Origin of the sequence: Psychrobacter sp. 72-O-c (assembly GCF_904846605.1) — a bacterium.
GTDB lineage: Bacteria > Pseudomonadota > Gammaproteobacteria > Pseudomonadales > Moraxellaceae > Psychrobacter.
On the sequence record NZ_CAJHBI010000022.1, the window covers coordinates 1 to 20,329 of the forward strand.

Annotated in this window: 16 protein-coding genes and 1 pseudogene; 13 read left to right on the top strand and 4 right to left on the bottom strand. The window is 44.2% G+C overall.

The genetic code is table 11. The annotated features are described in order from the left end of the window. The 5 genes and pseudogenes from JMX97_RS09130 to JMX97_RS09150 form a co-directional block, all read left to right on the top strand. Positions 1-125: pseudogene (locus JMX97_RS09130) on the top strand (IS982 family transposase); the annotation flags it as partial. 557 nt (positions 126-682) lie between these two features. Beyond that, on the top strand, positions 683-2,662 hold the full coding sequence (locus JMX97_RS09135) for a transglycosylase SLT domain-containing protein (RefSeq protein WP_413786401.1): 1,980 nt from the start codon (positions 683-685) through the stop codon (positions 2,660-2,662). A 309-nt stretch (positions 2,663-2,971) separates the two neighbouring features. Further along, positions 2,972-3,763: a hypothetical protein gene (locus JMX97_RS09140; protein ID WP_201557263.1), complete on the top strand. Its 792-nt coding sequence runs from the start codon at positions 2,972-2,974 to the stop codon at positions 3,761-3,763. 376 nt (positions 3,764-4,139) lie between these two features. After that, a complete protein-coding gene (locus tag JMX97_RS09145) occupies positions 4,140-5,123 on the top strand; it encodes a malate dehydrogenase (RefSeq protein ID WP_201557265.1) in 984 nt (327 codons plus the stop codon). A gap of 309 nt (positions 5,124-5,432) precedes the next feature. Then, positions 5,433-5,672 (top strand): DUF2789 family protein, encoded by a 240-nt coding sequence (locus tag JMX97_RS09150; RefSeq protein WP_201557267.1) that lies wholly within the window; start codon positions 5,433-5,435, stop codon positions 5,670-5,672. Between the two features lie 103 nt (positions 5,673-5,775). On the opposite strand, the gene ribF is transcribed toward JMX97_RS09150, so the two are convergent. Continuing rightward, positions 5,776-6,828: a riboflavin biosynthesis protein RibF gene (gene ribF / locus JMX97_RS09155; RefSeq protein ID WP_201557269.1), complete on the bottom strand. Its 1,053-nt coding sequence runs from the start codon at positions 6,826-6,828 to the stop codon at positions 5,776-5,778. A 288-nt stretch (positions 6,829-7,116) separates the two neighbouring features. Here ribF and JMX97_RS09160 point away from each other — a divergent pair, with 288 nt between their 5' ends. After that, on the top strand, positions 7,117-7,731 hold the full coding sequence (locus tag JMX97_RS09160) for a GNAT family N-acetyltransferase (protein WP_201557271.1): 615 nt from the start codon (positions 7,117-7,119) through the stop codon (positions 7,729-7,731). 65 nt (positions 7,732-7,796) lie between these two features. On the opposite strand, the gene JMX97_RS09165 is transcribed toward JMX97_RS09160, so the two are convergent. The 3 genes from JMX97_RS09165 to ampD form a co-directional block, all read right to left on the bottom strand. Further along, on the bottom strand, positions 7,797-8,426 hold the full coding sequence (locus tag JMX97_RS09165) for a hypothetical protein (RefSeq protein ID WP_201557273.1): 630 nt from the start codon (positions 8,424-8,426) through the stop codon (positions 7,797-7,799). A gap of 180 nt (positions 8,427-8,606) precedes the next feature. Further along, positions 8,607-10,157, bottom strand: coding sequence for a murein biosynthesis integral membrane protein MurJ (murJ, locus tag JMX97_RS09170; protein WP_201557275.1), 1,551 nt, complete (start codon positions 10,155-10,157; stop codon positions 8,607-8,609). 143 nt (positions 10,158-10,300) lie between these two features. After that, complete coding sequence (gene ampD, locus JMX97_RS09175) at positions 10,301-10,906, bottom strand: 1,6-anhydro-N-acetylmuramyl-L-alanine amidase AmpD (RefSeq protein WP_201557277.1); 606 nt, start codon at positions 10,904-10,906, stop codon at positions 10,301-10,303. Between the two features lie 272 nt (positions 10,907-11,178). On the opposite strand from ampD, the gene JMX97_RS09180 reads away from it, so the two are divergent. From JMX97_RS09180 to murC, 7 genes are all read left to right on the top strand, one after another. Then, the gene (locus tag JMX97_RS09180) at positions 11,179-13,341 is read left to right on the top strand and encodes a DUF4105 domain-containing protein (RefSeq protein WP_201557279.1); all 2,163 of its coding nucleotides are present in this window, start codon (positions 11,179-11,181) and stop codon (positions 13,339-13,341) included. A gap of 109 nt (positions 13,342-13,450) precedes the next feature. Continuing rightward, positions 13,451-14,290, top strand: coding sequence for an SDR family oxidoreductase (locus tag JMX97_RS09185; RefSeq protein ID WP_201557280.1), 840 nt, complete (start codon positions 13,451-13,453; stop codon positions 14,288-14,290). A 155-nt stretch (positions 14,291-14,445) separates the two neighbouring features. Next, positions 14,446-15,414, top strand: a complete 969-nt coding sequence (locus JMX97_RS09190; RefSeq protein WP_201557281.1) for a hypothetical protein — start codon at positions 14,446-14,448, stop codon at positions 15,412-15,414. A gap of 83 nt (positions 15,415-15,497) precedes the next feature. Next, on the top strand, positions 15,498-16,193 hold the full coding sequence (gene pyrE / locus JMX97_RS09195) for an orotate phosphoribosyltransferase (protein ID WP_201557282.1): 696 nt from the start codon (positions 15,498-15,500) through the stop codon (positions 16,191-16,193). Positions 16,194-16,281: 88 nt separating this feature from the next. Then, positions 16,282-17,262, top strand: coding sequence for a glutathione synthase (gene gshB / locus JMX97_RS09200; protein ID WP_201557283.1), 981 nt, complete (start codon positions 16,282-16,284; stop codon positions 17,260-17,262). Between the two features lie 370 nt (positions 17,263-17,632). Continuing rightward, positions 17,633-18,730, top strand: a complete 1,098-nt coding sequence (gene murG / locus JMX97_RS09205) for an undecaprenyldiphospho-muramoylpentapeptide beta-N-acetylglucosaminyltransferase (protein ID WP_201557284.1) — start codon at positions 17,633-17,635, stop codon at positions 18,728-18,730. A 93-nt stretch (positions 18,731-18,823) separates the two neighbouring features. Continuing rightward, positions 18,824-20,296, top strand: a complete 1,473-nt coding sequence (gene murC / locus JMX97_RS09210; protein WP_201557285.1) for a UDP-N-acetylmuramate--L-alanine ligase — start codon at positions 18,824-18,826, stop codon at positions 20,294-20,296. The last annotated feature ends 33 nt before the right edge of the window (positions 20,297-20,329 follow it).

The window sequence follows — 20,329 nt, forward strand, 5'->3', positions numbered from 1 at the left end:
CTCGCCATCGCAGTGTGACTGGGTTTATCACCAATCTGTTGTCAGGACTGATAGCTTATTGTTGGTTTCCCTACAAACCAACCCTCAAAAATGTGGCTGGCTTTAAAGAAGTTGGGGAAATATGAATGTTATCAGTAGCTTAATGGAGGACTTATCCCGAATTCAGGTTATAATAGTATCAATTGCTTATCAATGCTTCAGTACGTATTTGGAAAACACCGTCGGCTTATAGGCATATCTTACCGTCGTATCACTTCCGTGTTACGCGTCGCTGTCCTATTTATTTATAAATGGTAAGGAAGCTGGTTGAAAGTTGAACGAATATAGTATGATAAGCGTTATCTTGCTAGCGCGTCTTATTGATTTACCAGCCGCACGTAACTATTGGCGTATCTACTTTATTGAGTATTAACTATACAATACGAAGACCTAGTATTAGCACCTAAGATTAAAAATCCCCATTACTAAGCCAACTATTAAAAAATCAGCTACCAAAAAGCCAAATAATAAATAACCCCTAAAATGATAGAGAGAGTTAAGTATGATTAAGCACCGCGCTGCCAAAAACATTCATGGCAACAGTTATGACCACAACGTCATGCTTAAATCTACCGCAAGCAGTAGCTCTAGACCCGTTAATGTTAGCTCGCTGCGCGTTGGTGCGCTGAGCTTGGCAACAGCGATGAGCGCGCTCGGGTTATCACAGGTGGCCTGTGCAGAGCCGGCGCCTTATGGTGGTAGCTACCAGCAGGACAACAGCGTTGATTCCTTTACCGCCGCAGCACAGGCAGCAGATCGCGGGGATATCAGTGCACTATATAACTATGAGCAATTGATGAGCGGTGGCCTATTTGCTATGTATCCTACTTACTGGCGCATGAACTTAGATTTGAGTTCGCAAAGCTCGGCGGCGGTATCGCAGTTTGTACGTCAATACCCCAATACCGTTATGGCAGAAAAGCTAGTAGCAGATTTTGCTGAGACCAAAGCGGCATCAGGTGATTACGCCTCCGTACGGCAAGTGGCGAACTTAATCACCAATGCGGATAGTAGTGAGCGCTGTGCGATTGGACTTGGCTTTAATAACGGCGGCGATACTATGCGTGCGCTGGCCGAGAAGTCAGACGTTTGGTTGACTACCTTAAAGCAGCCAGCTTTGTGCGAACAGCTGGCAACGGAGATGAATAATAATGCGCTGATTAGCAATCAAGACCGTGCAGCCCGTCTCAAGCGCATGCTACGTAAAGGTAAGACCGGCGACATTATGGCGCTATCGTCACGCTTGGGTACACCGATTGCCTATTCCGCGTTGAGTGAAATTCAGCTCAATCCAAGCGCGTTCCTTAGTCGTTTTGGCAGGCAGCCGAATAGCCAGATCAATCAATATCTGTATTTATATGCCATCGGACGTATCGCAGATAAGTCCTATCGCGAGGCGGCGATGCAAGTGGATTTTGACGTCAGGCAAGACAATCAGCGCTCAGCACGATTGTTAAATGATGACACCCGCCGCTATGCGTATCGTATTCTTGGGGTTAAGCGCATGAGCCACACCACCGATGATGGCTTTGACTCTGAAGCCGTTGATTGGTTTCGTACTAGCTTAGATGATGACTTTAACTTTGAAGAAGCCGAAGATTACGCCAAAGCTGCCATCCGTTTTGGTCGCTGGAACGACGTGATTGAGGCCATCTCACAGATGGATTCTGAGACCCAGAAGGACAACCAGTGGCAGTATTGGCTAGCACGCGCCTATGAACAATCAAGCGATAGTAGCAAACGCAATATCGCCAAAAATATGTATCAGCATCTGGCCAAGAGCAATGAATATTATGGTCTAATGGCAAAAGATAAAGTCGGTCAACGTTTTGATGCTGGTCGCTTAGGCGGTAACAATTTACCCAGCGTGAGTGGTAGGGATCGCGCGCGTGTCATGCAAGACCCAGGCTTCGCTCGCGCATTTGCATTATACAACGCAGAGGCTAGCCGTGCTTATGCCAATCGAGAGTGGAACTGGGCGGTGAAGGTGGCGCGTGATAATCGTGATGACAAGCTGATTATTGCTGCTGCTAGCCAAGCGCATGACATGGGCTGGCTCGATCGCGCTATCTATGCCATTGATAATACTGATAATGCCAATAGTTTGGCGCTATCGCATCCAATGCCGCACCAAGATGCGGTTGTGCGCTATAGTCAGTCAGCTGGAATTGATCCAGCGTGGGCCTATGGCATTATGCGCCAAGAGAGCCGCTTTGTAACCTCAGCGCGCTCTAATGTAGGAGCCAGTGGTTTGATGCAAATCATGCCCGATACAGCAAAATACATTGCCCGTAATTTAGGCGAGTCGTATAGTGCTAGCGGTGCGAACAGCGGCGATACTAATATTCGCTATGGTACTTGGTATATGAGTGATATCTTAGGGAAGCTGAACTATCAGCCGGTACTGGCAACTGCGGGCTATAATGCTGGTCCTAATAAGGCTAAGCGCTGGCAGCCAACTTATGGCGCGCTTGCCGCCGATCAGTATGTCGAATCGATTGCTTACCCTGAAACTCGCGATTACGTCAAGCATGTGATGGAAAATGCTACTATTTATAGTAGTTTATTGGGTCGTCCTGAGCCCATCAGTCAGCGTATGGGTACGATTCCCGCTTCGTTTTAAAACAACTGGCTAATTTTTAAAGCTTTTTTAGTAATGACAACTTCGAGGTTGGCATTATTTAGTGATTAACGTTGAATTTACGTTTTTGCTGTAGATTAAAAAAAGCGTTTTGCTACTATTGCCTAAGTTGGCGTCCATATTTTTCTAAAACTGTCTTGTTCTTAGATTATTTGGTATTTATATCTTGAGCACTGTAAATTTTGAGCGCTATAAATTATGAACCCTATAATCTGAGCTCATAGACCCTGTTTGATAACTGCTAAATGCCGTATTACTTATGACACTTGTTATTTACAACAAAAGTTACTTATGATAAAAAAACATTTAAATCTGCCGATATTATTAAAGAACGGACGTCAGTTATCTGCGCATACACGAACGTGGCGTGCGTTTGAAGCAAAGCTATCAGAAAAAGCACCGTCACCAGAAAACATAGGTGACAGCCTAACGGGTAAAAAACCTAAGTATATATGTCATACTTTACTTAGCGTTGTCGGTTTAGTATTGCTGCCTGTATTTGCTCTACCCGCACATGCCGCTAGTGCGGTTAAGACTGGACAACGGGTATTGATGATTGAGATGACGCCCGCATTGTGTAATCTGCAACCCTCGCGCGCCCGTATGCGCCAGTGTTTGGAGGGTTATTCTTTGACAGTATCTGGTCTCGATCTTGGTTATGGTGAGCGCTGTGGACGAGGTAGCGAGACACGCCTAACGCCCTTACAGTTAAAAGTGGTCAATCGCATCATGCCGGATGTCACTGTCCGCACCCAAGTTTGGCAGTATTACGGCGCTTGTAGTCCGCTGAGTGCGAGCAGTTACTTTCGTCAAATCGTTAATCTTGCTGGAGAGTTAAAGTTACCCAGTGAATTGAACACAGGCAATAGTTATACCGTCTCCAAATCGCGCTTTATTAGGCAAATGACCCGTCTAAACAGTGGTATGACGTCCTCTAGTATTGACTTAATTTGCCAAGCTGGTACTCGTCGCCAGACGGTACTTACCGATGTTCACGTTTGTTATGAAGGCAGTGAATTTGGCAGCTGTAACAACATAGTAGACAATTGCGGCTCAAATTTTATCATCTCAGGTGGTAAATAATACGGCCTCCAACATTCTTTTTATGAGAGTCTTCATTAAAAGATTCTTACTCAATAAAGTTGCCTTTTGATCATTCTTTGATCCTCTCTCATGAGTTATCTCTATAAATTTCCTCATAGCACAAACTTCTGACTGTATAAAATGTAACAATATAGACGCCAGCAAGCGCGGTATTGTCCCTAGACGATTCACCAAACGAAGTGCTACACTAGTTTTCGGTTTACGACCATTACCCTGTAGTAAGACTATCTCCAAAATATCCATATTGGAAATGACTATATTCAACATGACTATGTCTAAAAGGGTAATGAAAGTCTAAAATGCCTGTGTCTGAAAATATGACAAAATTATCTAATAATCAATTAGGGACTATTCTATGAAACAGCCTGTACGTGTTGCCGTAACTGGCGCCGCTGGTAATATCAGCTATGCCATGCTTTTTCGTATTGCATCTGGTGAGATGCTAGGTAAAGATCAGCCAGTAATTTTGCAATTACTTGAAATCGCTCCAGCACTTGACGCACTTAAAGGTGTGGTCATGGAATTAGAAGACTGTGCATTTCCTCTATTAGCAGGTATCGTGCAAACTGATGATGCTAATGTCGCTTTTAAAGATATTGACTATGCTTTACTAGTAGGCTCACGCCCTCGTGGCCCAGGTATGGAACGTAAAGACCTGTTAGAGGCCAACGCTGCGATTTTCTCGGCACAAGGTAAAGCACTTAATGATGTCGCAAGCCGTGATGTTAAAGTTCTGGTAGTAGGTAACCCTGCTAATACCAACGCCGTTATCGCTCAGCGTAACGCACCAGATCTAGACCCACGCAACTTCACTGCGATGACTCGTTTGGATCACAACCGCGCAATGGCGCAATTGGCTGGCAAAACTGACAGCACTATTAATGACGTGAAAAAGATGATCATCTGGGGCAACCATTCCTCAACTCAGTATCCTGATCTGACTGCTTGCACGGTAAACGGTAAGTCTGCGCTAGATTTAGTAGATCGTGATTGGTACGAAAACACTTATATCCCAGAAGTACAACAACGCGGTGCAGCAATTATTAAAGCACGTGGTGCCTCTTCTGCGGCCTCTGCTGCCAATGCTGCTATTGCACACGTGCGTACGTGGGTAATGGGGACTGAAGACAACGATTGGGTCTCAATGGGCGTTTATTCTAATGGCGAATACGGTATTTCTGAAGGCTTGATTTACTCATTCCCTTGTACTTGCAAAAACGGCGACTGGTCCATCGTTGCTGACGTTGATGTGTCATCAGACTTCTCAAAAGAGAAGATGGCTGCTACTGAGCAAGAGCTTAGCGAAGAGCGTGACGCAGTATCCCATCTACTACCATAAGTAGATAAACAGCTAGATAAATTGTTGATTTTCTGGCTTGTTATTAAAAAAGCTAGCAATTTGAAGTGAAAAGGCCCTCCTAAGTTTGAGGGCTTTTTTGTATCTTCAACTTTTGTCATTACTTGGATACTAATATAAAAGACGTTAACATAAGTGGTAACGTTGAATAACAGCTTTTAAAATAAGCTTTGCTACAATAAATGAGTATTCGAAAGTTTGGATATAACTTAAATATAAAAAAGCAGATAAACAACAAGCCATAAAAAATAAACCAGCACGACTAACCAACAACCTTCGAGGAGAAAAACGATGTTAGGTGAACCAGATTATAGCATTAACGATTTATTTGCTCAGTTAGGGCTTGAAAGCTCAGATGACGCTATCAATAAATTTGTCGAAGAACATCAGTTGGCAAAAAGCGAAAAGTTAACAGAATCTAATGTTTGGACAGACAGTCAACGCATGTTTTTACAAGAAGAATGGACCAAAGATGCGGCGTGGGTTGAGATTATTGACGATCTGAATGTACGTATGCACCCAGACGCCTAATTGCTTATTATTGGCTGAAATATTCTAAATTAATAAAAATTAGTAATAAAAAACCCACAACGCTCGCGCTTGTGGGTTTTGTTTTCGTATTATATGCAGCCTGTTAATCAGGCTGCTGCGCACGCCATTCAAGTAAATCTGTGACATCGTTATTAATGCCAGATTTTAGCGCCTCAAGACCGTCATAATGACGTTCACCGTGTAAAAAATGCAAAAATCGAACGTGTAATGTTTGTTCATATAAGTCCGCGTGGAACTGCGGGAAATGTACTTCTAGGCGCCAGTCATGTCCTTTATCGACGGACGGTCTGATACCAACACTAGCCGTACCAAATAAGCTATGCGAGCGCAGACCGGCTACCCCTGTCTGTCCCTTTTCTACTAATGTAGTTAGTCCATTAGGTATGATTTGCCCATACTTATCCAGACTCACCACGTCAACAGCAAAGATACCGTGTAAGGCGGGTTTGAGTCGCGCCAAGTCGATATTAGCAGTTGGGAAGTCCAAGGTACGGCCAATTTTGTCACCACCAATCACTAAGCCAGTGATAGCATAATCACGGCCAAGTAGCTGATTAGCAGCAGAGATATCACCTGCTAACAATAAATCACGAACACGGGTAGAGCTGATACGCTCAGCGGTATCTTTATTAACAGGGTTGTCGTCAGTGACCGTATGTAGGTTGGTCACGTGCAAGCCATAGTTACGCAAAAATTGACTGTCACCGGTACGATCATGGCCAAAACGGAAATCATCGCCTAATACTAATGCCTGTACGTTTAAGCGCAGTGCCAAAAGATCAGCGAAAGCTTGTGCAGACAATGAACGAAAATCAGTATCGAAACCTGCTACGATTAAGGTTTCGACCCCGTACTCGGCTAGCAAGGCTTGTTTTTCTGCTAAATTAGTCAGGCGCGCAGGGGCAGTAGCCGGTGCAAAGAACTCACGTGGCTGTGGCTCAAATATCATTACCGCCGCGCTCAGCTTTTGCTCATCCGCCAATGTGCGCACTTGGGCGAGCATCGCTTGATGACCCAGATGGACACCATCGAAGTTGCCAATAGTAAGCACACAAGGCGCTAACTCTATTAGACTGGTATCCGTAGGCGCCTTGCTTGGTAACGCAATCAGTTGCTCAAGAAAATAGGTATTCATAAATTTACAGCTATGATTAGACCAAATAAAAAATGAAAAACACATCATTAATAAAAGTTGAGGTGTCTAAAGCCAGCCATTATAAAGTAAAATAGCAATGCTGACATTACTAAAGGCCCATCTTTAACACCCCATTTCTAACGTTCCCTTATTAATACCATTCCCAAAAGCCAAAGATAACGAGGAAGACAGAGGCAAGCACTACAGTAGTAAGCTTAGAGAGTCTGACAAAGCTAGCTTGCTTTTTAAGTTTGGTATAACTATAAATCACTAACAATGAGAACTATTATGTCTGATATTAACGCTGCGCCGCCTATATTAATGATAGATAAGCTTAATGATCAATTTGTAGTGCAGCGTGCAGGTATTGATGATTTATCAGCTATTTTGGCCATTTATAACCAAAGTATCGCTGGCAAACAGGCCACGGCCAATTTAGTGCCGGTCACTACTGAGGAACGCGCTGCTTGGTTTGATGATCACCTTAACAATCCTAGCCGTCCAATTTATGTGATTAAAACAATAAATACTATTTTAGGAGGCGATCAAAGCGTTCAAATTGATCAGACAGAACCATCACCTACTATTATAGCTTGGGGTAGTTTTAGTGATTTATATGAGCGTATTGCTTACCACATCAGTAGTGAAATTAGTGTTTATTTGCACCAAGACTATCAGGGAAGAGGGCTTGGTAGCTTATTAACCCGCTGGATGCTAACTCAAGCGCCAAGCTTAGGTATTAAAAACGTAGTAGCGCTTGTTTTTGCTCATAACCAACCAAGCCTAGGTTTGTTTTATAAGCTTGGTTTTGAGCAGTGGGGCTACATGCCACAAGTCTGTGATATGCAAGGCTTTATCGCTGACGTGGTCATGCTAGGAAAAACGATAACATCGGATAAATGAGTTTGCAGAATAAGACAAAAATTAGCCTCATTGCTACTGCTGCTCATCCTTTACGCGTAATGCTTTTAGCCCAAAATTTTCCATTTGCCATTTATTTTTTGTAGCTCATAGGTCAAGGGTGCAGGCTCACTTTGGTCTTTTAGCCTCAGCTCACCTGAGATAGTGGCACGGGTTTTATCGCTATTGTATTTAGTATTCGTAATGCTAACGCCTTCGACTGTCTGCTGGAAAGCATATTGAGTCTTGGCAAGCTCATCAACAAAATTGGCCATATCAACTTTATAATAGCTCGCAGCCTGTTTAACATCGCCATAATATAAAGTATCAAGTGCTTGCTTGACCGTGTCCTCTGGCGTACCTGCTTGGGTAGGATTTTTTACCAGACTTGGCTGCTTGTCATCTGCTGCTGCCGGATTGATAACGTCGCTAACCGCAGCGGTGTCCGTCGTGGTCTCATTATCATCAGAGGTAATGGTTTGTTGTTCTGCATCGTTTTTATTATCAGTAGTACTAATCGCTGTCGTTTGGTCCGTCGTCACTGAGTCCTGAGAGGTGACGTCAGCGGTTTCATCAATAGCAACCTCTGTTTCTACGCTATCATTGTTACTACAACCACTTAACAACAGTCCTGTAGTCAATACACCTGTGGCGAGCATCATTGGCAACCGTTGAAACGTTAACTGTTTGGCTATCATATCGAACCTCAAAATTCTTTTATCTATTAATAAGCAATTATGACAACTCTTAACGCTATTAACAGTCAATAATTCATTGAACCTTGTGCCTGTTTGGTAAAGCGTCGCCAGTTAGTAAAGCGTCGCCAGTTAGTAAAGCGTTGCCAATTAGTAAAGCGTCGCTAAACAGTCATAACCCATTTAACCATGCTTGAGCTGGTGCGGGCGAAAGCCAGTCGCCAATAATACCGCGCCATATACCGCTGCGCCAACGCCGCACATAATGAGCAGCGCAATTAGGCGTCGCCACTGCGCCTCGTCGGTAGGGAAGTAAGGCAGCATCACATAAAGCACGCCCACCATGGCACTTGTGGCAATTAAAAACTGAGCAAAGAGCTTTTTCCAATGCGTACCAAAACGGAAAATATCGCGTTTATGTAAGAAATAATACAATAAGCCAGCATTGACAAAAGACGCACCAGTGGTCGCCAGTGCCAAACCACCATGTAGCGGAATCTCAAGTAAATAAAATATACCAATAAAAATCACACTAAAAATCATGTTAGCAAAGACCGAAATAATACCGATTTTCACTGGCGTTCTAATATCTTGACGCGCAAAAAATGCTGGGGCAAATACTTTAATCAGCATAAAGCCTAAAATACCACCCGCCATGCTACGTAGTGCGAGCGAACTCATTTGCGCATCACGTAAGGTAAATTCACCACGTAGGAATAGCGCCTGCATTAGCACATCAGAGAGTATAAATAATGCTGCTGCAGCGGGTAGCCCGACCACAACAATCAGCCGTGCGGCCCAATCGATGGTCTTTTTAAAAGTGATATCATCTTTTTGGGCTTCACTTTTTGATAAACTTGGCAGAATAACCGTACCAATCGCCACCCCAATTAGGCCCAACGGCAGCTCGCTCATACGCTCAGCAGCATATAACCACGAGACCGAACCACCAATCATAAGCGAGGCAAATATGGTGTTGAGCAGCAAATTAATCTGAGTAACGGATACTCCAAAAATAGCAGGTAGCATCAGCTTTAAAATGCGTTTGACGCCTTCATGCTGGAAATCAATTTTAGGTAGCACCAACAGCTTTTGTTTCGACAACTGCGGCAATTGAATCAATAATTGCAATAATCCTGCAATGGCCACTGCATAGCCGAGCGCCATAATGGGCGTCTCAAACATAGGTGCAAAGACCAGCGCCGCGCCAATCATACAGAGGTTTAATAATACCGGCGCAAAAGCAGGTGCAGCAAAACGTCCGTAGCTTTGTAAAATACCACTGGCAAAAGCGGTCATGGAGATAAATAATAGGTAAGGGAAGGTCAGGCGTAATAGTTCAGCGGTAATAGCAAACTTATCGGGCTGATCGGCAAAGCCGGGGGCAAATAAAGTCACGACCCACGGTGCCATCAAAATCACCACTACGGTGAGCATCGATAAGATTAGCAAAAGCGCGCCTGAAGTGCGACTGACTAAAATCTGTACCTGCTGTAAGCTATACTTTTCTTTATATTCTGATAACACTGGCACAAAGGCTTGGCTGAACGCGCCTTCGGCAAACAACCGCCGTAAAAAATTGGGTATCTTAAAAGCGACCAAGAAGGCATCCATCAGGCCACCTGCTCCGAAGACTCCTAATAAAACGATGTCACGTACCAATCCTAAAACACGCGACAACATGGTCATACTGCTGACCACCATAGTTGAACGAAATAACCGACTTTTTGCCATGAGAGCCTATTGTGCCTATTGGTTTGCTAAGTTGTCTATTAATTTACTAAGGTTAAAAAAACTGACGGATTATAGCATTTTCATAACACGGTGGATAAACGAATTAGGTATGGAATTTAGAGTCTCAATAAATAGCTGATTGGTTAAAGTGTGAGGCGCTGTTGAGACACCATCTCACGCAACTTCGTCCATTCAAAATAATCACCCGGATCTGTCTTACGACCGGGGGCAATATCACTATGACCGGTTAAATGCCGATGGGTCTTAGGATAAGCTTTATATAATTCTGCGACCACTTGCGCCAGCACCTCATATTGGGCGGTGGTAAATGGCACAAAATCTGAGCCTTCAAGCTCAATACCAATGCTATAATCATTACACTCAGGACGGCCAAGGTAACTTGATTTGCCTGCATGCCATGCGCGCTTATTAAAGTTCACAAATTGGGTAATTGCTCCATCACGCTCAATAAAAAGATGCGCTGAAACTTCTGCGCCCTCAATAGTCTGAAAATAGGGATGCGCCTGCCACTCTAATTGATTGGTAAATAATGCTTTGACGTAGTGCAAGCCATTAGCGTCACAGGCGCCAAACTCGTTCGGTGGTAAGCTGATATTATGGACGATAATAGCGTCGATACTGACGCCATCCGGACGCGAGTTACTATTTGGCGAGCACAGCCACGTGGCTGCCGACAGGCGACCGTCATTAATGGTCATTAATGAGTCAGTCTGAGACGATTTTGGCATAATATTCTCTTTGATAATGGTTTTTATAGATCTGCTATAAGTGGGCATCGAGTCATTTTTATAATAAGATTTTATATAAGATATAGTTGGTTCATTTTAAAACGAATACCAGCCACACGTGAATATCAGCGTATCTTCTTTATTTCATATACAATATTAATGATAAGCATGGCGAATTCAAAGTTAGTTATTCGTAGCATTCATTCGTGACAGTTAAACGTACCCTAATAGCGCTACTAGCGTATGAATTATACAATGCGAGATTTTACCTCATGTCGATAAATCTTAAGTCCCTATCCGTAGATTGTGTGCTAACCACGGCGAGCCAGCGCGCACGTTTGCCCTTAGCAATTGTAGGGCTGCTTTTAACTGCGCAGGCCCAGGCATTTTTGCCGACACCGCAATCGGTAGTAACTACAGGTGAATTAGCGCCTACTTCACAGCCAGCTGTGGCAAAATCAAATGCCGCAATAACGACAGCGATTAGTGATGCTAACAATGATAGTGCTAATACTGACAATAATAACGACACAACGCTTTTGCAAAATACTGAGGCTGAACAGCTACTAACAACATGGCGTCAGCAAGTACAACAAAACAACCTTGCCCAGCAGACAACATGGCGACGATTATTATATTTTGTTGATGATAAAAAAAGCCTTTTTGGTAAAGGTAAAACTAAAAGTCTGGTCGATAACAAAGACTTCTTCTTAAGTACCAAGGGTCAACAAGACTCAGGCGCCGAGCTTGACGCCATGCTGGTAGCGCTTGCTCAGGAATTGACAACGCTTGCTGCTAATAATAGTAGCAAGGCTCAGACCAATAATAACTCTGTATTATGCCGTTTCCCTGCGCGGGTGCAATGGCTGACAGATGCTTTAAACATTGATGACTCGCTTTTGCAAGCGGACTGTCCAGAGCTTGATAACTGGATGGCAACTCTAGCACCTGAGCAACTGTCAGTCATGTTCGCGCAAGAGTATTTAGACAATCCGCTCTCTGCTTTTGCTCATACCTTATTGCGCATTGATTCACCCACCAGTGCGGCAGACCCCAGCCAAATCCATCATGCTTATGCGCTCAACGATACGGTCGATGGCAATCCTGACGACCCTTTTGTGATTTATGCAATCAAGTCGATGACGGGTCTTTACAATAATAAGATCGAAATTGACCCTTATCCAAAAAAGCTGGCCAAATACTTACAAGACGATGAGCGTGATACCTGGACGTATCAGTTGGCTTTGACGCCAGCGGAAGTCCGACAAATTATGTCTCACGTCTGGGAGACCAAAAATTTGGCACTACCGTATTACTTCACCACGGATAACTGTGCTTCTGAAATTCTGCGCTTAATTGATGTGGTACGCCCGCAAAAGCATTTGTTGAGCCAGCTGCCTTATGCGGTCATTCCTTCTGATGTGATTCAACTGTTAAGTGATGAAAATCTGCTAGCAAATAATAACTATACGCCAGCCGATAGCACCATACGCCAAGCGCAGCTTAATAAAGCCAAACAGTCTCGCCAGCAGTTAGGCTATCAGCAGACAACAAAAGAAGCGTTAAATAATATTAAATCAGCGGATATTAATCCAGCATCAAGTATGTCAGCCGATGGTCAATCGCTACTGACGCGTCCTATTAGTGTGGCGGATAACAACCCGTTAGATCGCCATCCGCTACAGCTTGGTCATATCGGTGTTGGGCATCGCGGCGATAATAGCTATATCGATCTCGGACTGCGTGCCGGCTACCATGACAGCCTTGATCGTCCGGCAGGGCTTCCGCAGTTCTTTAATTTAGAAGGTCTGGCCACCACGTTACGTCTTTATGATACTGATGAAGGAAAGAGCAATAGCAAACCAAAAAGTGTGGTTTTGCAGAATTTTACCTTAATTCGCGGGCGCTCATTTAACCCTGTAAACACCGCCAAGAAAGGCAAAACATGGGGTGTAAGTGTTGAGGCTACTCGTATCAATGACGGCTCGCAGCAAGAGGGCACTGACCATCTAGTCGGCAGTATGACCTATGAGACTGGGAAGTCGTGGGCGTTTGGGGCACCGCGCACTGGGTCATCGGGCTCAGTTACCGGTGAAATGCCGCCGCAGCTGTGCTATACCTTTGTTACTGGTGCGGCACAAGCAGGGCGTGGAATCAATAAAGGCTTTCGGGTTGGAGCAGGGATGAACGCTGGTTGCCGTTATCAAATTAACAATCAGTTACGTGTGCAAGCTGAATTGCAATTGCCATATTGGTATCATGGCGACAGCAACCAGCCCGACGTTCGCGGTTATTATTGGCAGCCGATTACCACCCTCGGGCTACAATATGATATTGATAAAAAGCAGGCGCTACGCCTTAATGCCAGCTATGATTGGCAAGATCGTGTCGATGCTAATGACGATATACAGCTTTCATATAGACGTTATTTTTAAGCAGTCCTAAGTATAAAAAATAATATTTTACGTTGCCTAATCAACGGCTTATAAAGAAGACACCTTTTTAAAAACAGCCTGAAAACACAGTTATAAATAAGGATAATTTATGTCCACTCAAAAATTACTCGTTATTGGTCAAGGCGATATTGGCCTACCGGTAACCAATATGCTGGCTCAGGAAAATGTAGCAGTCACGGGATTGGCACGTAGTGAACGTGAACATTATGCCTTAGATGATAAAGCTGACTTTATTCAAGCGGATGCACTGACACTTAGTGCTGAGCAATTACAGAGTTTTACGCGTATTACCATTATTGTAACCCCTGATGAGTATTCCACTAGTGGTTATAACGACAGCTACTTGAGTATTTGCCAGCATTTATCAACGCTTGCGGATAAATTAGAAGCGCTTGAACGGGTAGTCTTTATTTCTTCAACAGGGGTTTATGGGCAAAACAAAGGGGAATGGGTCGATGAGTATACCGCGCCTGTCACCCCTGAACGTGATGCGTCAAAGGTGATATTGCAAGCAGAACAAGCGTTGCAACAAGGGTTTGGTGAAAAGGCTATTATCATTCGCCCGAGTGGTATTTATGGCCGGGAGCGGTTGATGCGTCTGCGTAAAGCTAAAGAAGCGCAAAAAGATCTTATAGCAGCTGAGAGCTGGAGTAACCGTATTATGGATCGCGATTTGGTGACGATTGTTACCAAAGTGCTAATGATAGATGCACCAAAGCCCATCTATCTTGCCACTGATTATCTGCCGGTGACCACGCTTGAGCTGACTACTTGGCTCAGTAAGCAAGTAGGTGAGACACCGCCAGAAGTTGATAGTAAAAAAATATCAGTAACAGGCAAACGTCTGCACAGCAATATTCCGCTAGCTTGGTTAAATTATCCTGATTGGCAGGCAGGTTATCGTGATATCTTGCAGCAGCAAAAATGAGATAGCAGCCTGGTATAATCAGTCGCTTTAATGCTACTACTTAACGCTATTAAAGGTTGGTTATTGACTTTGACCTTTATTTTGTTTGTTCTGTTTTTATAACTGCTTTTTAGAATTATGTTTTAGTTTTATATTTTATAGCCTATGGAGATTTCATGACCCAGCCATTTACTTCTGATGATCGTTTATCTAGCGCCCCATTATTATCAGGGCAGGGTAAGGGTGCAGAAGGCAGCGTTGGGCGATTATCTAATCTGCCGGATAGCGAGCAGCCTGCTATTGTGCATCCTAACTTTGACCCTAACCAAACACCCCTCGATCCCGCTCGTCCGCTTCGAGACATTCCAGAGCCAACGCGCCGTGGTAATGGTCAGCTGCGCCGCCTTTATGGTAAATCGGTGCGTTTTACTCAACCGAATGAGGATTCGCTATCTAAATGGCGACTGATCGGCTCTGAGGCATTGGCTGAGCATTTAGCACTGCTGGACGCTGCCAAGCTGATTACGCTGCCCGATAGTTTTTATCATAATTATAGCGAGCAGCCTTTATTATCTTCGTTTGAGCACATGACCTTGCTGGATATGGCCGATATTCAGCGCGCTATTAGACGTTATCCCAATCTTGACCGTTATGGTTTTACCAAAACTGAAACTACGGTCGATGACCAAAAAAATAAACTACAAAAAACAGCCAATAGCTACGACCCTGATGAGTTGCTGAGTAGTTTGTATGCAGATGATTGGCAAGTGATATTGCAGCCACAACAGTTTGAAGGCGGTGAGGGCAGCTTAGCAACCGATATTATGGCTTGCAGTGTGGCGGTTCATGCATTGAAGCAATGTCCTACCCGAAAAAGCGTCAATCAAAGTTATAGCGCGGCGCAAATTTGTGAGTACGTTCGCAGCTATCTGCTTAGTCAGTTATCTATAGCACCGATGCAGCGCAATCAATATCGACAAATCCGACTGTTTGCAGGGCACATTATTGTTGCCGCTTATCATTTGGGCTGGGATGTTCAAATACGCGCTGATGGAGAATGTTATTTTAATATCTCATCACGTTGTAGTCTGCTGACCCGCTATGCCAATATGCCCGATTACCATATCAATGGTTGGTCAAGCTGAATAATAATGCGTACAATAACGCAAATTTTTTGCTGATCTATTTCTCGATTGGCTGATCAACTTTTTGTTTACAAGGAAGCCTTATGCACCCCACTTCATTTTCATCTCATAACTTTATTCAGTTGGCCCTAGACAATAAGGTGCTTAAGTTTGGCGAGTTTGTTTTGAAGTCTGGACGTATTAGTCCTTATTTCTTTAACGCAGGCTTGTTAGCGACTGGTGAGATGCTATCGTTATTGGCACGCGGTTATGCTGAAGCCTTAGCTGAGCAAATGGCTACTAACAACAATGACGCTGATAGTGCTAGTAGTAAAGAATTAGTCATCTTTGGCGCGGCTTATAAAGGCATTCCGTTTGTGGCTGCCACCGCACAAGCATTGTGGCTACATCATGGTATCAATGCCGAATGGGGTTATAACCGTAAAGAAGTCAAAACCCACGGTGAGGGCGGTAATTTAGTCGGTGCTGATGTCAGTAATAAATCGGTGTGGATACTTGATGACGTTATCACTGCTGGGACGGCTATGCGTGAAGTCATCGATATTTTAGAGCAAGCAGGTGCCAGTGTTGCTGGTATTATCGTTGCTTTAGATCGTAAAGAAAAAGGTTTGGCTGAACATTCTGCTATTCAAGAGTTGGTAGCAACCTTGCAAGTACCGGTACGCGCCCTAGTGAATATGGATGATTTAATCGGTTATCTTGCTGATGGGAATCGTCAGCATAAAGACGCGACCCAACTTGCAAAAATGCAGCATTATCGTGCGCAATACGGCGTGTAAATTGCCGTAAACATATGGCGTATTGCTGACGTCTTTGTATACGTGTCGTATTATTAATAACAACAACATCCAGTAAGCGAGCCTTATCATGAGCCAACCAAATGTTAAAAAATCTTTGCCTAGCCGCTCTTTGAATATCTTAGTCATTATGGATCCGATAGAGCAGGTTAATTATAAAAAAGATACCAGCTTGGCGATGATGTGGTCAGCTCAAGATCGTGGGCACACGTTGGGCTATTGCCAAATCCATGATTTATGGCTTGATCGTGGTCAGTTGATGATAGATTCGCAGCCGGTGACCGTGCAGCGTGATCCTCAGGATTTCTATACTTTAGGTAAAAAAGGCACTGGTCCGGTTAGCGACTATGATGTCATTTTAATGCGTAAAGACCCGCCATTTGATATGCGCTTTATTTATGCCACTTATATGCTTGATCATGCTAAGGCCGCAGGCGTACTAGTCGTCAATGACCCGCAAGCCATTCGGGATTGTAATGAAAAGCTGTTTGCGACTTGGTTTAGTGACTATATGAGCCCAACGATTGTGACCAGTAAACAAGCACATATCCGTAAATTTATCGCCGACCAACAAGACGTAATCGTTAAGCCGCTTGACGGTATGGGCGGCACAGGAATATTTCGTCTGACCGCAGACAGCCCAAATATCGGAGTAACACTGGAGATATTGACCGAACTTGAGACTTTACCAATTATGGCGCAGCGTTATTTGCCAGAGATTAAAGAAGGTGATAAGCGCGTACTGATTGTTGATGGAGTGGTAGTCGATTATTCTTTAGCGCGCATTCCAACCAAAGGTGAGACCCGTGGTAATTTAGCAGCAGGTGGCAGCGGAGTAGCCATGCCACTAACCGAAGTTGAACGTCAAGTAGCACAAGTAGTCGCGCCGATTGTTAAAGAAAAGGGTTTGATGTTTGTTGGATTAGACTTGATTGGCGGCCGTATCACGGAAATTAATGTCACCAGTCCCACTTGTGTACGTGAGATTGATGATCAATGTGGCACTGATATTGCGACCGACTTGATAGTTGCGATAGAGGCACGCTGTTAAAAGGCTGTCGTTGATAAAGTATGGTTAAGAGAAAGGACTATTAGGGTAAGTATTATAAAATACTGTAGTAAGTTTGCCTTATTCGACTCTCTTTACCTGAAAGGCTTTTATTGCTTGGTAATACAGTCACTTGAGTGCCAATGAAGCATCAATTATTCTGTCATTTAACCTATAAAACACTGTATATCTGAGGATGATTTCCTCTATACTATGCGGGCTTTGACGTTATGGTTGCTTACTAGGTTTGTAAGCCTGAACGTGACTGTTTAATGGCGTAAAGTTAATAGCGCAAAGTGATTGCGTAAAGTAATGATGCAAAACCTAATAATCAATTAATATTAATGAATAAAGATAAGAAAGGCAGAGAGCAATGAAAACACCGCATATATTAATGATGGCCGCTGGCACAGGTGGGCATGTCTTTCCAGCGCTTGCGGTTAGTGAGGCGCTTACCCAGCGCGGTGCGGTCATTCATTGGCTTGGTACAGAAAATGGTATGGAGAATGGCTTAGTCGAACCAGCCGGCTATACGTTTCATGCTATTGCTATGCAAGGTTTGCGTGGTAAAGGGGTAGGGCGACTGCTCAAAATGCCAGTGACTTTATTATCAGCAACTATGGCCGTCATTAAAATTATTCGCAGTAATAAGATTGACATGGTGGTGGGTTTTGGTGGTTATGTGACCGCGCCTGGCGGGATTGCTGCGCGCATGACGGGCACGCCGCTGATTATTCATGAGCAAAATGCGATTGCGGGTATGAGCAATCGTTACTTGGCTAAAATATCTACTAAGGTGTTGCAAGCCTTTGAGAACACCTTTGCCAATAGTCAGCTTGATGCTAAGTTTAGTACTAAGCTTGAAACTGTTGGCAATCCGGTGCGCAATGCTATTACTGGCGTTGCTGCGCCATCTGCTCGTTATGATGTCATGGATAAGTCTCCACTACGACTATTGGTTGTTGGCGGATCACTGGGTGCGCAAGTTTTAAATGACACCGTTCCCAAAGCATTAGCGTTGACAGCTCGCCCATTTGAGGTACGTCATCAATGTGGGCGTAATAATGAAACGCAAACGCAAGCGACTTATGACAGCGAAGAGTTAAGCCAACACCAGATCACTGTGCAACCTTTTATCGATGATATGGCAGTCGCTTATAATTGGGCAGATGTCATTGTCTGCCGTGCTGGCGCGTTGACGGTTACCGAAATTCAAAACGTTGGTATAGCAGCAATTTTTGTGCCACTGCCAAGTGCCGTCGATGATCATCAAACGGCTAACGCTCGCACTCTAACATTGCATGATGCCGCCATTTTATTACCGCAAGCTGAGCTGACACCTCAGCGTTTAGGTAATGAGCTTGCTGCTTTTGATCGGCGTACTTGCTTAGAGATGGCAAAGAAAGGTCATGCTATTGCCAATCGTAGCGCCAGTCAACAAGTCGCAGATATTATTTGGCAAGCGCTGTAGCAAACCTGATGAGCTAAGCGTCCATTGTCATGACTGTTTGTTTTTATATTCGATGCACCCGTATTTATTATTCCTTAATAAAGAGAGAATTCTATGTCCCCAACCACTTCTGCTAATGCCGTATCTGCTGCGACCATCACGAAAGCTTTGCCTAAACGTCTAATTGAGATTCCAGAGATGCGCCGGATTCAGCATTTGCACTTTGTAGGTATTGGTGGATCGGGAATGTGCGGTATTGCTGAGGTGATGAGCAATCAAGGCTATCAAGTAAGTGGCTCAGATATTACCGAAAGCCCAGTGACTAAGCGTTTACAGGACATTGGTATCGAGATATTTATCGGACATGACTCTAAAAATATCGAGCATGCTGACGTGATAGTAGTGTCATCCGCAATTGATCGCAGCAATCCGGAAATTAAAGCGGCGCTTAAAGCGCGTCTGCCGGTAGTACGCCGCGCTGATATGCTTGGTGAACTGATGCGCTATCGTCATGGTATTGCGGTTGCTGGCGCGCATGGTAAAACCACCACTACCAGTTTGTTGACTACCATGCTTGCTGAAGGACAGCTGGACCCAACCTATGTGATTGGCGGCAAGCTTAATGCTTCAGGCAAGAATGCGGCGCTGGGTAGTAGCCGGTTTTTAGTCGCTGAAGCAGATGAGTCAGACGCGTCATTTTTGTCGCTGCATCCGATGGCAGCGATTGTGACCAATATTGACCAAGACCATATGGAAACTTATGAGAACAGCTTTGAGAAGTTAAAAGCGGCTTATATCCAGTTTTTACAAAACATGCCATTTTACGGTCTCGCTGTAGTCTGCGGTGATGACCCCGAACTGTATGCGATGATTGATGATATTGCGCGTCCGGTATTGACCTTTGGACTTGAGCCTTTCAACGATGTACAGGCGATTGATGTGATCGTCGAAGGCACCAAAACCCACTTTACCGTTCTGCGCCGCGACCGTGAGCCTCTGCGCCTGACCTTAAATATTCCTGGGATTCATAACGTTTATAATGCGCTGGCTGCCATTACCATGGCAACTGACGAAGGTGTTGATGATGAGGCCATTAAGCGCGCGTTACAAAAATTTGAAGGTGTCGGTCGACGCTTTGAGCAGCATCCGTCAGTTGCCATCGATGGTGGCGACATATTATTCATTGATGATTACGGTCACCATCCTAGAGAAGTCGATGCTACCATTAAAGCGGCGCGTCAAAGTTTCCCTGAGCGCCGTTTAGTAATGCTATTTCAGCCGCACCGCTATAGCCGTACCCGCGATTGCTTTGATGACTTTGTCGAAGTACTTTCAACGGTTGATGAGCTCTTATTATTAGACGTCTATTCCGCAGGCGAAAACCCCATTGCCGGTGCAGATACTAAATCACTGGCACGTAGTATTCGCTTACGCGGCGCGGTTGAGCCCACTATTATCGATAAAGATAATATCGCGCCAGTCATGCAACGTTTGCTACAAGCGAATGATATGCTTCTCACCCAAGGTGCTGGAAATATAGGTCAAATTGCGACTGACTTGGCCGCCAATGCTTTATATATCAAATAACTACTTAAAATAAATTATATCCTAATAGCTATA

Coding starts and splice junctions, on each gene's coding strand:
- JMX97_RS09135 (WP_413786401.1), top strand. CDS start 683: ATGAGCGCGCTCGGGTTATCACAGGTGGCCTGTGCAGAGCCGGCGCCT.
- JMX97_RS09140 (WP_201557263.1), top strand. CDS start 2,972: ATGATAAAAAAACATTTAAATCTGCCGATATTATTAAAGAACGGACGT.
- JMX97_RS09145 (WP_201557265.1), top strand. CDS start 4,140: ATGAAACAGCCTGTACGTGTTGCCGTAACTGGCGCCGCTGGTAATATC.
- JMX97_RS09150 (WP_201557267.1), top strand. CDS start 5,433: ATGTTAGGTGAACCAGATTATAGCATTAACGATTTATTTGCTCAGTTA.
- ribF (WP_201557269.1), bottom strand. CDS start 6,828: ATGAATACCTATTTTCTTGAGCAACTGATTGCGTTACCAAGCAAGGCG.
- JMX97_RS09160 (WP_201557271.1), top strand. CDS start 7,117: ATGTCTGATATTAACGCTGCGCCGCCTATATTAATGATAGATAAGCTT.
- JMX97_RS09165 (WP_201557273.1), bottom strand. CDS start 8,426: ATGATAGCCAAACAGTTAACGTTTCAACGGTTGCCAATGATGCTCGCC.
- murJ (WP_201557275.1), bottom strand. CDS start 10,157: ATGGCAAAAAGTCGGTTATTTCGTTCAACTATGGTGGTCAGCAGTATG.
- ampD (WP_201557277.1), bottom strand. CDS start 10,906: ATGCCAAAATCGTCTCAGACTGACTCATTAATGACCATTAATGACGGT.
- JMX97_RS09180 (WP_201557279.1), top strand. CDS start 11,179: ATGTCGATAAATCTTAAGTCCCTATCCGTAGATTGTGTGCTAACCACG.
- JMX97_RS09185 (WP_201557280.1), top strand. CDS start 13,451: ATGTCCACTCAAAAATTACTCGTTATTGGTCAAGGCGATATTGGCCTA.
- JMX97_RS09190 (WP_201557281.1), top strand. CDS start 14,446: ATGACCCAGCCATTTACTTCTGATGATCGTTTATCTAGCGCCCCATTA.
- pyrE (WP_201557282.1), top strand. CDS start 15,498: ATGCACCCCACTTCATTTTCATCTCATAACTTTATTCAGTTGGCCCTA.
- gshB (WP_201557283.1), top strand. CDS start 16,282: ATGAGCCAACCAAATGTTAAAAAATCTTTGCCTAGCCGCTCTTTGAAT.
- murG (WP_201557284.1), top strand. CDS start 17,633: ATGAAAACACCGCATATATTAATGATGGCCGCTGGCACAGGTGGGCAT.
- murC (WP_201557285.1), top strand. CDS start 18,824: ATGTCCCCAACCACTTCTGCTAATGCCGTATCTGCTGCGACCATCACG.